Annotated in this window: 13 protein-coding genes and 2 pseudogenes; 6 read left to right on the forward strand and 9 right to left on the reverse strand. The window is 74.8% G+C overall.

What is annotated here, in order from left to right:
* Window positions 1–25: 25 nt before the first annotated feature.
* Window positions 26–1,201 (reverse strand): annotated as a pseudogene (locus tag E4P41_RS23175) (MFS transporter); the annotation flags it as partial.
* Between E4P41_RS23175 and E4P41_RS10615 the strand changes: the two are divergent.
* Genes E4P41_RS10615 through E4P41_RS10625 form a run of 3 tightly spaced genes read left to right on the forward strand, consistent with a single transcriptional unit; the run spans window position 1,194 to window position 4,806 of the window.
* Window positions 1,194–3,479, forward strand: coding sequence for a xanthine dehydrogenase family protein molybdopterin-binding subunit (locus tag E4P41_RS10615; RefSeq protein WP_135141227.1), 2,286 nt, complete (start codon window positions 1,194–1,196; stop codon window positions 3,477–3,479). The pseudogene E4P41_RS23175 and the gene E4P41_RS10615 sit on opposite strands and share 8 nt — an antisense overlap.
* Window positions 3,476–3,979, forward strand: coding sequence for a (2Fe-2S)-binding protein (locus tag E4P41_RS10620; protein WP_135141228.1), 504 nt, complete (start codon window positions 3,476–3,478; stop codon window positions 3,977–3,979). Before E4P41_RS10615 ends, E4P41_RS10620 begins: the two co-directional genes overlap by 4 nt.
* Window positions 3,976–4,806, forward strand: coding sequence for a xanthine dehydrogenase family protein subunit M (locus E4P41_RS10625; RefSeq protein ID WP_135141229.1), 831 nt, complete (start codon window positions 3,976–3,978; stop codon window positions 4,804–4,806). The genes E4P41_RS10620 and E4P41_RS10625 overlap by 4 nt, the downstream gene beginning before the upstream one ends.
* Before the next feature lie 142 nt (window positions 4,807–4,948).
* Here E4P41_RS10625 and E4P41_RS10630 read toward each other — a convergent pair whose 3' ends face one another.
* The 7 genes from E4P41_RS10630 to E4P41_RS10660 form a co-directional block, all read right to left on the reverse strand.
* On the reverse strand, window positions 4,949–6,292 hold the full coding sequence (locus E4P41_RS10630; protein WP_135141230.1) for a GTP-binding protein: 1,344 nt from the start codon (window positions 6,290–6,292) through the stop codon (window positions 4,949–4,951).
* The gene (cysD, locus tag E4P41_RS10635) at window positions 6,292–7,200 is read right to left on the reverse strand and encodes a sulfate adenylyltransferase subunit CysD (RefSeq protein WP_135141231.1); all 909 of its coding nucleotides are present in this window, start codon (window positions 7,198–7,200) and stop codon (window positions 6,292–6,294) included. Before cysD ends, E4P41_RS10630 begins: the two co-directional genes overlap by 1 nt.
* 171 nt (window positions 7,201–7,371) lie before the next feature.
* Window positions 7,372–8,121, reverse strand: a complete 750-nt coding sequence (locus tag E4P41_RS10640) for an inositol monophosphatase family protein (RefSeq protein WP_135141232.1) — start codon at window positions 8,119–8,121, stop codon at window positions 7,372–7,374.
* Window positions 8,118–8,831 (reverse strand): PaaI family thioesterase, encoded by a 714-nt coding sequence (locus tag E4P41_RS10645; RefSeq protein WP_135141233.1) that lies wholly within the window; start codon window positions 8,829–8,831, stop codon window positions 8,118–8,120. The genes E4P41_RS10640 and E4P41_RS10645 overlap by 4 nt, the downstream gene beginning before the upstream one ends.
* Before the next feature lie 29 nt (window positions 8,832–8,860).
* Complete coding sequence (locus E4P41_RS10650) at window positions 8,861–10,390, reverse strand: HAMP domain-containing sensor histidine kinase (RefSeq protein WP_245177260.1); 1,530 nt, start codon at window positions 10,388–10,390, stop codon at window positions 8,861–8,863.
* Window positions 10,391–10,512: 122 nt separating this feature from the next.
* Window positions 10,513–11,235, reverse strand: a complete 723-nt coding sequence (locus tag E4P41_RS10655) for a response regulator transcription factor (RefSeq protein WP_245177261.1) — start codon at window positions 11,233–11,235, stop codon at window positions 10,513–10,515.
* A gap of 136 nt (window positions 11,236–11,371) precedes the next feature.
* Entirely contained in the window at window positions 11,372–12,097 is a 726-nt protein-coding gene (locus E4P41_RS10660) for a siderophore-interacting protein (RefSeq protein ID WP_245177262.1), read from the reverse strand.
* Between the two features lie 390 nt (window positions 12,098–12,487).
* Here E4P41_RS10660 and E4P41_RS10665 point away from each other — a divergent pair, with 390 nt between their 5' ends.
* Window positions 12,488–12,697: a DUF2945 domain-containing protein gene (locus E4P41_RS10665; RefSeq protein WP_135141236.1), complete on the forward strand. Its 210-nt coding sequence runs from the start codon at window positions 12,488–12,490 to the stop codon at window positions 12,695–12,697.
* A gap of 40 nt (window positions 12,698–12,737) precedes the next feature.
* Window positions 12,738–13,169, forward strand: a complete 432-nt coding sequence (locus E4P41_RS10670; RefSeq protein ID WP_135141237.1) for a DUF2795 domain-containing protein — start codon at window positions 12,738–12,740, stop codon at window positions 13,167–13,169.
* A 10-nt stretch (window positions 13,170–13,179) separates the two neighbouring features.
* Here E4P41_RS10670 and E4P41_RS10675 read toward each other — a convergent pair whose 3' ends face one another.
* Window positions 13,180–14,187: a hypothetical protein gene (locus E4P41_RS10675; RefSeq protein WP_135141238.1), complete on the reverse strand. Its 1,008-nt coding sequence runs from the start codon at window positions 14,185–14,187 to the stop codon at window positions 13,180–13,182.
* A 181-nt stretch (window positions 14,188–14,368) separates the two neighbouring features.
* Between E4P41_RS10675 and E4P41_RS10680 the strand changes: the two are divergent.
* A pseudogene (locus E4P41_RS10680) lies at window positions 14,369–14,658 on the forward strand (LytR family transcriptional regulator); the annotation flags it as partial.

The following is a 14,658-nucleotide window of genomic DNA, read 5'->3' on the forward strand; positions in this document are numbered from 1 at the left end:
AGCCGAGCGCCAGCGGGCCGGCGGCCGCGAGCAGGTAGCCCAGGCACTGGGCCACCCCGCCCAGCCGGGCGGCGGTGAGCGGGGTGGGGCTGCGCAGCACGATGAGCGTCAGCGCCAGGGCGAAGCCGCTGCCCTGGGCCAGGCCGAAGGCGGCGACCCAGAGCAGCGTGCCCTGGCCGGGGACCAACAGCAGCCCGCCCAGCCCGACCAGGTAGGTGCCGGCGACGGCCAGCACCAGCGGGCGCTGGGTGCGCATCCGGCCGGCCTGCGCCGGTGCCAGCAGCGCGCCCGCGGCCCCGACGACGTTGCTCAGGCCCAGCAGCAGGCCGCCCTCCGACACCGGCACCCCGGCGTCGGCCAGCAACGTGGGCAGCCAGGCGCCGATCGAGTAGAACTGCACGCTCTGCATGCCGATGAAGACGGTCACCTGCCGGGCCAGCGGCTGGCGCAGCAGCGTCCAGGACCCGCCTCCGGGCACCGTTCCGCGGGCGGCGCGGTGCGCGCGGCCGGTGCCCGCCACCGGGAGCCACAGCGCCAGGGCGGCCAGCGCCAGCACCAGCCAGGCGGCGAGCGCGCCGCGCCACCCCCAGCCGACGGCGGCGGCCAGCGGGACCGTGGCCGCCGCACCGACCGCAGCCCCGACGTTCAGCGACGCCGAGTACACCCCCATCACCACGCCGGGGCGGGTGGCCTCGCGCTTGACGTAGGCGGGCATCAGCACGTTGGCGACGGCGATCGCCGCCCCGGCCAGCAGGCTGCCCGCGTAGAGCGCCGACACGGGGGACAGCAGCCGGAGCGCGATGCCGGCGGCGAGCACCAGCAGCGACGCCGCGACCGCCAGCTCCAGGCCGACTCTCCGGGCGATCCGGGGAGCCAGCGGGGCGAACGCGCCGAAGCAGAGCACCGGCAGCGTGGTGAGCAGGCCGCCCATCGCGGGGGACAGACCCGTGTCGGCCCGCAGGTCGCCGAGCAGCGGGGCCACGGCCACCACCGCGGGCCGCTGGTTGAGGGCCACCGCCACGACGGCGGCCACGAAGAGCAGCGTCGCCGCCCGGGGCCGCGCCGTCCCCCCGCCGCTCATCGCGCCCACCTCACCACACGGCGCGGTCGTCCGCGGCCCGGGTCGAGAGGTGGCGCACCGCCGCCGGGGTTGAGAGGGTGACCCCCGTCTCTCAGCCGACGGGAGTGAGCACATGAGCATCCTCGGTACACGGGTCGTCCGCACGGAGGACCCGCTGTTCCTCACCCGCGGCGCGACGTACACCGACGACCTGGTCGACGACCGGCTCGCCGGCGCGGTGTACGCGACGTTCGTCCGGTCCCAGGTGGCCCACGGCCGCCTGCTGTCCGTCGACACCTCCGCCGCGCGTGAGGCGCTCGGCGTCGTCGACGTCGTCACCGCCGCCGACTGCGCCGCGCTCGAGCCCATCCCCGCCGGGCTGCCGATGGTGCCGCCGGCGACGACCCGTCCGTGGCTGGCGACCGACAGGGTGCGGTTCGTCGGTGACATCGTCGCCGTCGTCCTCACCGAGGAGCGCTACCAGGGTGAGGACGCCGCGGAGCTGGTCGCCGTGGACGTCGACCCGCTGCCCGCCGTCGTGACCACGGCCGATGCGGCGGAGGACGAGGTGCTGCTGTTCCCCGAGGCCGGCACGAACGTCATGGCCTCCTTCGGGGAGCCGGTGCCGGACGACTTCCTCGCCGGCTGCGAGGTCGTCGTCTCCCAGCGGATCGTCAACCAGCGCGTGGCGCCGGTGCCGCTGGAGACCCGGGCCGCCGCCGCGGCCTGGGGCGAGGACGGGCGAGTGACGATCTGGTGCTCCAACCAGGGTGCGCAGCAGGCCAGGAGACAGATCGCCGGCTGGCTCGGGCTGGACCCGGCGCTGGTCCACCTGGTGACCCCGGACGTCGGCGGCGGCTTCGGCGCCAAGATCGGTGCCGACCCCGAGTTCGCCATGGTCGCCTGGCTGGCCCAGCGGGTGGGCCGGCCGGTGCGGTGGACCGAGAACCGGTCGGAGAACCTGGTCGGGATGCTCCACGGCCGCGGCCAGGACCAGGTGGTCACCATCGGCGGCCGCCGGGACGGCACGGTGGAGGCCTACAGCCTCGAGGTCGACCAGGACTGCGGCGCCTATCCGCGGGTGGGCGCCGTCCTGCCGAGGCTCACCATGCTCATGGCCCCGGCCGTCTACGCCTTTCCCAGGGTGCACGCCCGGGCCCGCGCACTGGCGACGAACACCACCTCGGTCGGCGCCTACCGCGGAGCCGGTCGACCCGAGGCCACCGCCGCCGTCGAGCGGGCGATGGACCTCTTCGCCGGCGAGATCGGCATGGACCCGGCCGAGGTCCGGCGGGCGAACCTGCTGCCTCCGTTCTCCGAGCCGCACACGACGCCGACCGGCGCGGTCTACGACAGCGGCGCGTACGTCCCGGCGCTGGACACGGCACTGGAGGCCGCCGGCTACCCCGAGCTGCGTGCCGAGCAGGCCCGCCGCCGCGCGCGCGGCGACGTCCGGCAGCTGGGCATCGGGCTGTCGGTCTACGTGGAGATCACCGGCGCCGACACCGGCGTGGGGACCGGGGAGTCCGCCGGGCTGGAGGTGCACCCCGACGGGACGGCGACCGTGCTCACCGGCACCTCGCCGCACGGCCAGGGGCACGCCACGGCCTGGGCCATGCTCGCCAGCGACCAGCTCGGCATCCCGGTCGAGAGGATCACCGTGGTGCACGGCGACACCGACCGCATCCCGTGGGGCGGCGGCACCATGGGCTCGCGCAGCCTCCAGCAGGGCGGCGCCGCGGTGCACCAGGCCGCCGTCGAGCTCATCGAGCTGGCCAAGCGGCGAGCCGCCGACCAGCTGGAGGTCGATCCCGCCGACCTCGAGGTCGACCTGGCCTCGGCCGGACTGGCCGTGCGCGGCACCCCGGGGGCCGGCATCACCCTCGCGCAGCTGGCCGAGTCCGAGCCGCTGGTCGTGGAGACCCGGTTCCAGGCAGCCGCCCCGACCTTCCCCTTCGGCGCGCACGTCGCCGTCGTGGAGGTGGACACCGAGTCCGGGAAGGCCGAGATGCTGCGGATGGTGTCCGTCGACGACGCCGGCACGATCGTCAACCCGCTGCTGGCCGAGGGGCAGCGGCACGGGGGCATCGCCCAGGGCGTGGCGCAGGCGCTGCTCGAGGAGGTCCGGTACGACGCCGACGGCAACCCGCAGACCGCGACCCTGGCCGACTACCCGTTCGTCTCGGCGACCGAGCTGCCGAGCTTCGAGCTCGTCGACATGGCCACGCCCACGCCGCTCAACCCGCTCGGCGCCAAGGGCATCGGCGAGGCGGGCACCATCGGCGCCACCCCCGCCGTCCACAACGCCGTCGTCGACGCGGTCGCCCACCTCGGCGTCCGGCACATCGACATGCCCACCACGCCGATGACGGTGTGGCGGGCCATCCAGCAGGCGCAACAGGAAGGCAGCCCCGCATGAAGGTCACCCTGACGGTCAACGGCGAGCCGCGCACCGACGAGGTCGAGCCCCGGCTGCTGCTGGCGCACTACCTGCGGGAGGTCTGCGGGCTGCGGGCCACGAACATCGGCTGCGACACCACCTCGTGCGGAGCCTGCACGGTGATCGTCGACGGGCTGTCGGTGAAGTCGTGCACCGTGCTGGCCGCGCAGGCCGACGACTGCCAGGTGACGACCCTGGAGGGGCTGGCCGGACCGGACGGCGAGCTGCACCCGGTGCAGAGCGCCTTCCGCGCGGAGCACGGCCTGCAGTGCGGGTTCTGCACGCCCGGGATGGTGATGGCCGCCATCGGCCTCCTGGCCGACAACCCCGACCCCAGCGACCGCGAGGTCCGCGAGGGGCTGGAGGGCAACCTCTGCCGGTGCACCGGCTACCACAACATCGTCCGCGCGGTGCGGGCCGCGGCGGGCGCCGGCCCCGCCGCCGGCCGGGTGCCGCAGGCGCAGGGGGAGGACGCGTGATCCCGGGGCCGTTCGAGTTCGTCCGCGCGGCGTCGGTGGAGGAGGCGGTCGCCGCGCTGGTGGCGCACGGGGACGACGCCAAGGTCATCGCCGGCGGCCACTCGCTGCTGCCGCTGATGAAGCTGCGGCTGGCCATGCCAGCCGTGCTCGTCGACATCGGCCGGATCCCGGGGCTGTCCTACGTGCGGGTCGAGGGCGACGAGGTGGCCATCGGCGCCGGCATCCGACACCACGAGCTGGAGCGCGACGAGGTCGCGGGGGCCGAGGTGCCGATCCTGCCCCACGCCGCCGGCCAGGTCGGGGACCCGCAGGTGCGCCACCGCGGCACCCTCGGCGGCACGGTGGCGCACAGCGACCCCGCCTCCGACCTGCCCACGGCGTTGCTGGCGCTCGGCGGCAGCGTGGTCGTGCAGGGTCCGGACGGGCGCCGGTCGATCCCGCTGACCGAGTTCTGGCTCGGCTTCTTCGAGACCGCGCTACAGCCGGAGGAGCTGGTCGTCGAGCTGCGGGTCCCGCGCACCGGGCCGGCCGGCTGGGCGTACGAGAAGTTCACCCGCCGGGCCAACGACTGGCCGATCGTCGCGGTCGCGGCGGTGGACGGCCGGGTGGCGCTGGCCAACATGGCCGGGACGGTGGTGCGGGCCACCGCCACCGAGGAGGCGCTGGCCCGCGGCGCGTCGATCGCCGAGGCCGCGGCGCTGGCCGCCGACGGCACCTCGCCGTCGGCGGACATGCACGCCGACCAGGAGTACCGCCGGCACCTCGCCCGGCTGCTCACCCGCCGGGCGCTGGAGAAGGCCGCCGGCGTCGGGGTCACCGCCGCCTGACCCCCTGCACCCGTCGCAGCATGTGCGCTGAGGCCCCGTTCCGACGTCCGGAACCGGGCCTCAGCGCACACCGCCGCCAGTGGCCGACCCCCTTCCGGGCACCGCCCCGAGCGTGCGAGGGGTGGGGAGGAGGGGTCCTTTCTCAGCCGGCGGGGGTGAGCATCCCGGCGCCGACCGTGGCGTTGGTGGCCTCGTCGACGAGGATGAACCGACCGGTGACCCGGTTGCGGATGTAGTCGTCGACGAACAGCGGCTGGGTGGCCCGCAGCCGCACGCGGCCGATGTCGTTGAGCCCGAGCTCGGTGGCCTCCCGGTCGCGGTGCAGCGTGTTGACGTCCAGCCGGTAGGCCAACTCCTTGACCATCGCGCGGACCGTGCGGGTGGTGTGCTTGACCGCGATGCGCTGACGGGGCCGCAGCGGCTCGTCGGCCATCCAGCAGACCAGCGCGTCGAGGTCCTGCGTGGCGGTCGGTGCGTTCTCCGGCTTGCAGACCAGGTCGCCGCGGGAGACGTCCAGATCGTCGTCCAGCCGCAACGTCACCGACATGGGCGGGAACGCCTCCTCCACCGGGCCGCGCGGGCCGTCGATGCCGGCGACCGTCGTCGTCAGGCCGCTGGGCAGCACCTGCACCTCGTCGCCCGGCCGGAACACCCCGCTGGCGACCGTCCCCGCGTAGCCGCGGTAGTCGTGGTGGGCCTCGGTCTGCGGCCGGACGACGTACTGGACCGGGAACCGGGCGTCGGTGAGGTTGCGGTCGCTGGCCACGTGCACGTGCTCGAGGTGGTGGAGGAGCGTCGGGCCCTCGTACCACGGGGTGTTGGGGGAGTGCGTCACCACGTTGTCCCCGTGCAGGGCGGAGATCGGGACGACCGTCAGGTCCGGGACGCTGAGCTTGGCCGCGAAGGCGCTGAACTCGTCGGCGATGGCGTCGAAGGTCTGCTCCGACCAGTCGACGAGGTCCATCTTGTTCACCGCCACCACCAGGTGCGGCACCCGCAGCAGCGAGGCGAGGAATGCGTGTCGGCGGCTCTGCTCGACCATGCCCTTGCGGGCGTCGACCAGCACGATCGCCAGGTCGGCGGTCGAGGCGCCGGTGACCATGTTGCGCGTGTACTGCACGTGGCCGGGGGTGTCGCCCAGGATGAACGTCCGCCGCGGGGTGGCGAAGTAACGGTAGGCGACGTCGATGGTGATGCCCTGCTCGCGCTCGGCGCGCAGGCCGTCGGTGAGCAGCGCCAGGTCGACGTGGTCGCCCTTGCTGGCGCGGGCGACCGCCTCGTACTGATCCTCGAAGATCGCCTTGCTGTCGTAGAGCAGCCGGCCGATCAGCGTGCTCTTGCCGTCGTCCACCGAGCCGGCGGTGGCGATGCGCAGGATGTCCTTGCGCGCGGTGGCGATCTCCACCGCGTGCTCGGCGACGGCGGAATGGACGTCGACGGGCTCGTCGACGTCCGTCACGGCGGGGTACGTCTCGGCGGGAGCCATCAGAAGTAGCCCTCCTTCTTCCGGTCCTCCATGGCGGCGTCGCTGACCTTGTCGTCACCGCGGGTCGCGCCCCGCTCGGTCATCCGGGTCACCGCGATCTCGGCGATGACCTCCTCGACCGTGGTCGCCTCCGAGCGCACGGCGGCGGTGAGGTTCGCGTCGCCGACGGTGCGGTAGCGGACCGTCGCCCGGAACGGCTGCTCGCCGTCCTTCGGGCGGATGAACTCGTTGACCGCGTACAGCATCCCGTGCCGCTCGACGACCTCCCGCTCCTGGGCGAGGTACAGCGGCGGGATGGCGATCTGCTCGCGGGCGATGTACTGCCAGATGTCGAGCTCGGTCCAGTTCGACAGCGGGAAGACGCGGATCGACTCACCGAGGTGGATCCGGCCGTTGTACAGGTCCCACAGCTCGGGACGCTGGTTCTTCGGGTCCCACTGGCCGAACTCGTCGCGGAAGGAGAAGACCCGCTCCTTGGCCCGGGCCTTGTCCTCGTCGCGCCGAGCCCCACCGAACAGTGCGGTGAAGCCGTGCTCCTCGACCGCGTCGAGCAGCACCGGGGTCTGGATGCGGTTGCGGGAGCCGTTCGGCTCCTCCTTCACCAGGCCCCTGGCGATCGCGTCGGGCACCGAGGCGACGATCAGCTGGACACCGAGCTCGGCGACCCGCTTGTCGCGGAACTCGAGCACGTCGGGGAAGTTCAGCCCGGTGTCGACGTGCATGACCGGGAAGGGGATGCGGGCCGGCGCGAACGCCTTGCGGGCCAGCTCCAGCATCACGATCGAGTCCTTGCCGCCGGAGAAGAGCAGCACCGGCCGCTCGAGCTCGGCGGCCACCTCGCGGATCACGTGGATGGACTCGGCCTCCAGCGTCTCCAGCTGGGAGAGCCGGTAGTCGGGGGTCGTCACGCGTCCTCCTCGCCAGCGCTCGTCGGCCGCGTGCCGAGTCGTGCTGTGTCCATCGGTGAGCTCGCAAGCTCGCTCACGTGTCAAGGCTCCGGGGGCTCGGGGACAGGACTCGAACCAGCACCAACCGCACCGGCTCAGGGGAGATTCCCCGTACCAGTCTCCGCCACCGCCTCACCGCGACCGCTGTGACCCTGCTCGCACCCCGGCGAGCAGCCGCTCGGCCAGCTCGGGGCGGCAGACCAGTAGGTCCGGCAGGGAGGGGTCGGGCTGGTTGTAGACCAGCGGCGAGCCGTCCAGCCGGACGGCGGTGAGCCCCGCGGCGCGGGCGACGGCGACCGGCGCGGCCGAGTCCCACTGGTACATGCCGCCCGCGTGCACGTAGGCGTCGACCTCGCCGCGCACGACGGCGGTGACCTTCCACCCCGCCGAACCCATCGGGACCAGCTCCGCGTCGAGGGCGGCCGCGGCGGTGGCGGCGACCTCCGGCGGGCGGGTGCGGCTCACCGCGATCCGCGGCCGGCCCCCACCGGAGGCCGGCACGGCGGGTGCCGGGTCGGTCGCCAGCACCTCGTCCAGTGCGGGGAGGGCGACCGCGGCGGCGACCAGCTCACCGGCCGACCACAGCGCCACGTGCACCGCCCAGTCCGGGCGCGGCACCTCGCCGTACTCGCGGGTGCCGTCGAGCGGGTCGACGATCCACACCCGATCGGCCGCCAGCCGGCGGGGGTCGTCGACCGCCTCCTCGCTGAAGACGACGTCGTCCGCGCGGTGGTCGGCCAGCAACCCGGAGATGGCGGCCTGCGCGGCGGCGTCCCCGGCGTCGCCCAGGGCCCGGCCGGACAGCCGGCCCTCCTCGCGCAGCCCGGTCAGGACGGCGGCCGCCGCCCGCGCCGCCGCGGCCGCGACCTCGACGTCGGTCACGGCTCCTCCGCCAGGGCCGTGGCGTCGGTCGGCCGTCCGGGCGGGGCGTGCCGGCCGGAGGCGTCGGTGATCGCGCCGAAGTAGTCGGCGCGCAGCTCCTCCCGCGGCATGACGAAGACGCCGCGGGCCTCCACCAGGGGCCGGTCGGGTGCCCCGGCGATGGCGATGGTCCCGGTGACGACGCACCTGCGCCCCGCCGACTCGGTCACGCGCGCCCGCAACACCAGCGGCGTCGAGAGCGGCACCGGCCGCCGGTAGTCCAGCTCCAGGTGGACGGTCATGCCCCACAGCCCGGCGGCGATCGCGGCCGCGCCGAGGAGCTGGTCCATGAGCAGGCTGCTCATCCCGCCGTGCACGTAGCCGGGCGGGCCCTCGTAGGCCTGGCCGAGCGTGGCCTCGGCGACCACACCGCCCGCGGCCGGGCGGATCCGCAGCGGCGGGGCCAGGGCGCTGCCCACCCCGCTCACCGGGTTGTAGACGCGGCGGAAGACCAGCGGGTCGTCGAGCGCGGGCAGCTGGGTCGGGGGCCGCTGCGTAACGGCCAGCCGCGTGGTGACCGCCCGGGCCTCGGCGGCCGCGGCGCGCAGCTCGGCGGCCGGGACGGTGGTGCGCACGGAGGCGTCCACCAGTTGCCGCAGGGCCGTGCCGAGCTCGGTCACCGCGGCCATCAGGTCGGCGTCGTAGGGCTGCCCGCCCGCGTCGGAGTGCACCCGCGGACGGTAACCAGCCGGTCGCCGGCTCAGGCTGCCGGGCCGTCCGGCACCGGGAGGACCGCCGCGCCGGGACCGGAGCGCGGCAGCCGCACGGTGAACGCCGCGCCCCGGCCCGGGGCGGTGTCCAGGTGCACGGTGCCCCCGTGCGCGGCGACCAGCGCGCTGACGATGGCCAGCCCCAGCCCGGTGCCGCCCGCCGTCCGGGCGCGGGAGGGGTCGGCCCGGTAGAAGCGCTCGAACACCCGGGCGGCGTCCTCGGGTGCCATGCCCGGCCCCTGGTCGGTCACCCGCAGCACGACGACGCCGCCGTCCTCGGCCGCCCCGTCACCCGGCCCGTCCCCCGGCGCCGGCTCGTCGGAGAGGCTCACCGTGACCGGCGCCGTCGGAGGCGTGTGCACGAGCGCGTTGGTGACCAGGTTGCCGACCACCTGGCGCAGCCGGGCCTCGTCGCCCAGCACCACCGGCACCTCGCTGAGCGCCTCGTCCAGGTGCAGGCTGACCGGCCGGTCCGGCTGGACGGCGCGGGCGTCGTGGACGGCATCACCGGCGACCTCGGCCAGGTCCACCGGGGTGATCGTCAGCGGACGCTGCTGGTCCAGCCGGGCCAGCTGCAGCAGGTCCTCGACCAGCACCCCCATGCGGGCGCCCTCGGACTCGATGCGCTGCATCAGCCGGGCGGTCTCCTCCGGGCTGCCCACCGCACCCTGCCGGTAGAGCTCGGCGAACCCGCGGATCGAGGTCAGCGGGGTGCGCAGCTCGTGGCTGGCGTCGGCGACGAACCGGCGCATCCGGGTCTCCGAGGCGCGGGCCTGCTCCTCGGAGGCCTGCTGCGCCCGGAAGCCGTGTTCGATGCGGGAGAGCATCCCGTTGAGCGCCGTCGCCAGCCGGCCCACCTCGGTGCGGTCGTTCCCCGCCGGTACCCGCTGGGACAGGTCGCCGGCGGCGATCGCGGCCGCCGTGCGCTCCACCTCGGTCAGCGGCCGCAGGCTGTTGCGGACCAGCACGTACGCGGCGGCCCCGAGGATGGTGAGCACCACCAGCCCGACGACGACCTCGATGGCGACGAGCCGGCCGATGACCCGCTCGTCACGCCCCAGGTCGCCCGCGGCCACGAGGGTGTAGCCGCTGCCGACGTCACGGGACACCATCTGCCAGTCGCCGTCCCGCGACCACGTCGGGCCGGGTCGTCCGTCGGACTCGCGGACCTCGTCGGTGACGTCCGGCAGGTCGCCGGCCCTCGGCGGCGGCGCGTAGACGACGGTCACCTCGTCGGCGTCCGGCGCCAGGCAGCCGACGAAGTAGGAGGCGGGCACCCCACGGTCGACGCCGTCCAGGCAGGCGTCGAGCACCCGGGGGTCGGTCTGTGCCTCGTCGAGGACCTGCCGCAGCTCGTCCTCCTGCTGGCTCTCCAGGTACCCCTGGAGCATCCGCGTGGCGGCGACGCCCGTGGCGGTCAGCGCCAGGCCGACCAGCGCCACGATGAGTGCCACCAACGTGATCCGCAGCGGGAAGCGGGACATGCGGCTGCCCGCGCCGGGGACGGGCCGGCCCGTCACGACGCCACCGGTCGGCTCCCCCGGGACGTTCCGCTCCTCGCTCGCTGCGACACCGGTCGCCTCCGCGGTCGCTCCGGTCCTTCGCTCGCCGGCGCTCGCTGCGGTGCTCACTCCCTGTCGGCTCACGTCCCGCGCGGCAGCCGCAGCGTGTAGCCCACGCCCCGGATGGTGTGCAGCAGCCGCGGCTCCGTCGTGTCGACCTTGCGGCGCAGGTAGGAGATGTAGGACTCGACGACGTTGGCGTCACCGTTGAAGTCGTAGTTCCACACGTGGTCCAGGATCTGCGCCTTGGACAGCACCCGGCCGGCGTTGGCCATCAGGTAGCGCAGCAGCTTGAACTCCGTCGGCGAGAGGCTGACCACCTGACCGGCCTTCACCACCTCGTGCGACTCCTCGTCGAGCTCGATGTCGGCGAAGGTCAGCCGCGGCGCGTCGGCGGGGCGCTGGGGTCCGGTGCTGCGGCGCAGCACCGCTCGGATGCGGGCGAGCACCTCGTCGAGGCTGAACGGCTTGGTGATGTAGTCGTCACCGCCCAGCGTCAGCCCGGACACCTTGTCCTCCGCGGCGTCGCGGGCGGTGAGGAACACCACCGGCGTGTGCCGGCCGCTCTCTCGCAACCGCCGTACCACACCGAAACCGTCGAGGCCCGGCATCATCACGTCGAGGACCAGCAGGTCGGGACGGAAGGACGCCGCCATGGCCAGCGCCTGCTGGCCGTCCGCGGCGGTGGCCACCTCGAAGCCGGCGTAGCGCAGGCTGGCCGAGAGCAGCTCGCGGATGTTGGGTTCGTCGTCCACCACGAGGAGACGCGCCTCCGGTGCTGAGCTCCTGCCGGTGCTGGTCACAGCACCTCCCGTCGAACGCGCTGCCGTCGTCATGCTCCGAGGGTGCGGCCCCGGGCTGGAGCACTCCTGGACACTTCCTGTGAGGAGTCTGGACGCCGGCCACCCGGTCGTGCTCGTCGGCCGGCTCCCGCGGACGTCAGCCGGCGGGCGCCATCGCCCGGCCGCGGCGCCAGTAGCCGATCGCGTGGTGCTGGACCCGGCCGAGCCCCCACCGTCCGCGCAGGTCGGCGCGGACGGCGCGCACGGCCGCCGACTCCGCGGCCACCCAGGCGAAGAGGTCGTCGCCGGCCGGGCGGTCCAGCGCCGCGACGGCGTCGGCCAGCAACGTGCTCTCCCCGGGCGGGGTGCCGTCGCGGTGCAGCCAGCGCACCTGGACGCCCTCGGGGGCGGTCAGCGGCTGCTCCTCCGCGGCGTCGGCGACCTCCACCAGGGCCACCCCGCGGGTGGACGGCGCAGCCGTGGCCAGGATGCGGGTGATCGCCGGCAGGGCGGTCTCGTCGCCGGCCAGCAACAGCCACCCCGCCGGCCGGTCGCCCAGCGGGCCGCCACCGGCGGCGGCGATCATCGCGCCGGGCCCGGCGGCGGCCGCCCACGCCGCCGCCGGACCGTCGCCGTGCAGCACGAAGTCGATCTCCACCTCACCGCGGTCGGCGTCCTGCCGGCGGGCGGTGTAGCTGCGCAGGCTCACGCCGTGCGAGCCGGGAGGCCAGACGATCCGCCCGTCCCGTGCCACGTCGGGCCAGCGCGGCGCCGGGTCGCCGACGCGCGGGACCAGCAGCGAGACGGTGGGTCCGGCCGCCGCGGCCGCGGCCGAGGTGGCCGAGAGCACGACGCGGCGCACGGAGGGCGTGACGTCCGTCACCGACGTCACGGTGAGGACGTCGACCGGCCGGGTGGGGCCGGGAGGGGTCGGTGAGGAGGCGGCAGGACTGGAAGGTGCCGCCGCCGGTGGAGTCGCGTCGCTGAGGGGCATGGCGGAGACAGCCTAGAGCGGGCCGACCCGGTCGACCCCGGGGGAATGGGGGCGACCGGGCCGGCGATCGAGGACGGGGGCGCGTCACCGTGGGTAGTCGCATCCGCCGCCCCGAACAGCAGCGATGGTGCGGCGCCCTCCGTCGACGAGAACGCTACGTGACGATCAGGCCCGCGTCAGTGCCCGCACGGGTGAATCCGACGTTCCGAACGGGTGATGTGTGCCGCGGGTGTGCGCCGGGCAGGGGCAGGGGACCGCGCCGAGCACCGGGAGGGCCACGTGTCCGACGAGCTGAGGAAGGGTGACCACGTCACCTGGAAGAGCCACGGCCAGGAGGTCGAGGGCACCGTCAAGCGCAAGATCACCTCGGAGACGGAGGCGTCCGGGCGGACGGTGAAGGCCAGCGAGGACGAGCCGCAGTACGAGGTCGAGAGCGACAAGACCGGCAAGACCGCGGTGCACAAGCCCGGCGCCCTGCACGAGAAGTGACGGCGCACCAGCACAACGAGGCACCAGGAGAGGGGCGATCGTGAGCGAGACCGGAGACCAGTTCGCCGGGACGGCGGCCCGCAGCACCAAGCACAATCCCCGGCTCGACGAGGAACTCGAGCACGAGGTCCAGGGGATGCTCAAGGCCGAGCGAGGGACCCGCGCCGAGGAGTGGCGCGAGGTCGAGCCGCAGGCCGAGGGCGACCCCGACATCGACAGCGACCCCCAGGGCACGCTCGTCGGCGGCACCCCGGTGGGCATGGACGCCGACGCCGTGGTGCGCCGCGCCGAGCTGGCCCGGTGGCTGGACCGGGCCGATTTCCCGAGCGACGGGCCGGCCCTCGTCGAGGCGGCGCTGGACCACCGGGCGCCGGACGCGGTCGTCGACGAGCTGCGCCGCCTGCCGGAGGGCGAGACCTACGTGCGCATCGGCGACGTCGTCCGCGCCCTGGGGTACCCCACCGAGACCTGAGGGACGGCGGTCAGGAGCCGGTGCGCTCCGGCTCCTGACCGTCCGCTCCGGCGCGGTCGGCGGCCTCGCGTTCCTCGTCCTCCGCGACCTCCTCCGCCCCCCGCCGGCGGAACAGCCGGGAGCCGGGGAACCCCTTCACCACGTGCCGCAGGTCTTGCATGGTGTCGAGCAGGTCGTGCACGTCGGTGGCCACCGAGCCCATCGACTCGATCACCGGCAGGATGTCTTCGTCGAGGTGGGTCATCAGCCGCGGCAGCCGGTCGATGAAGGTGACCACCGCCTCCACCTCGGCCGGGTCGACGCTGGCCGCAAGGCGACGCACCGACGGAGCCAGGGCCAGCAGCGGCTCCTCGAACACCTCGACCAGCGGGTCCATCCGACCGATCAGCTCTTCGGCCCGGCCCACCGCGCCGTCGGAGCGGGAGATGGTGTGCCCGACGGCGGTGATGGCCTCGTCGGAGCGGGAGATGGTGTGCCCGACGGCGGTGATGGCCTCGTCCGACCGGGAGATCGTGCGGCCCACCGCGGTGATGGCGTCGTCGGACCGGGAGATCGTGCCCTCCACCGCGGTGATGGCGTCGTCGGACCGGGAGATCGTGCGGCCGACGGCGGTGATGGCCTCGTCGGAGCGGGAGATGGTGTGCCCGACGGCGGTGATGGCCTCGTCGGAGCGGGAGATGGTGTGCCCGGCGGCGATGATGGCTTCGTCGGCGCGCCGCTGGGTGGACTGCAGCCCGGAGATGGCCGCGTCGGCCTTCCGCTGGGTCTCGCCGACCGCGGCGATCATGGCATCCACACGGCGGCGGGTGCCCTCGACCGCGGAGACCTCGGCGTCCAGCCGCTCGACGAATCCTTCGGCCCGGTCGACGACGGTGGTCACCCGGTCGAGCAGCGACTCCACGCCGCCGACGACGGCGGTCAGCCGCGGGACCAGGGCGAGGGCCTCGGCGACGCCGTCGCGGACGCCCTCCACCGCGGAGATCACGTCGGACGGGCCGGGGACGAACGGCAACTTCATCCCGCGGAGGCTACGGGCGGCGGTCGGGTCCTGCCCGCCGGTCTCCGCGCGTCCGACCCGGAAGGGGCCGCCCCGACCGTATCCTGGGTAGCGACCCGACTGCGCAGCGGTACTGCCGAGCGCGGCGCGGGAGCGACGGCGCCCGCCGGGGCGACAGTTCGACGATGGGAAGTCGGCACGGGTGGGGGACAAGCGCACGCGCGACGACGCGAGGGACGGCCGCACGCCCGGGCGTTCCCGGGTCCGGCGCCGTCCCGCCGCGCCGTCCCCCGCCGCGGGCGACGGGACGCCGGCCCGTGAGCCGATCACCGTCGAGCAGCTGATCGCCCGCCAGGGCGGCGAGGTGGGCCGCCGCCGCGCTGCCCGGACCGGTGAGATCCCGCTGCCCCTGGCCGTCGGGGCGCGGGCCCCGGCGCATCGGCGCGGGCTGCCCCCGGTGCCGGCCGAGAGCGCTCCGGCGGCCGGCAGATC

It is taken from the genome of Geodermatophilus sp. DF01-2 (genome assembly GCF_004571065.1).
Classification (GTDB): domain Bacteria; phylum Actinomycetota; class Actinomycetes; order Mycobacteriales; family Geodermatophilaceae; genus Geodermatophilus.

Excerpts from the sequence above, each read along its gene's own strand:
- E4P41_RS10620 (WP_135141228.1), top strand. The coding sequence starts at position 3,476 with ATGAAGGTCACCCTGACGGTCAACGGCGAGCCGCGCACCGACGAGGTC.
- E4P41_RS10630 (WP_135141230.1), bottom strand. The coding sequence starts at position 6,292 with ATGGCTCCCGCCGAGACGTACCCCGCCGTGACGGACGTCGACGAGCCC.
- E4P41_RS10675 (WP_135141238.1), bottom strand. The coding sequence starts at position 14,187 with ATGAAGTTGCCGTTCGTCCCCGGCCCGTCCGACGTGATCTCCGCGGTG.
- E4P41_RS10615 (WP_135141227.1), top strand. The coding sequence starts at position 1,194 with ATGAGCATCCTCGGTACACGGGTCGTCCGCACGGAGGACCCGCTGTTC.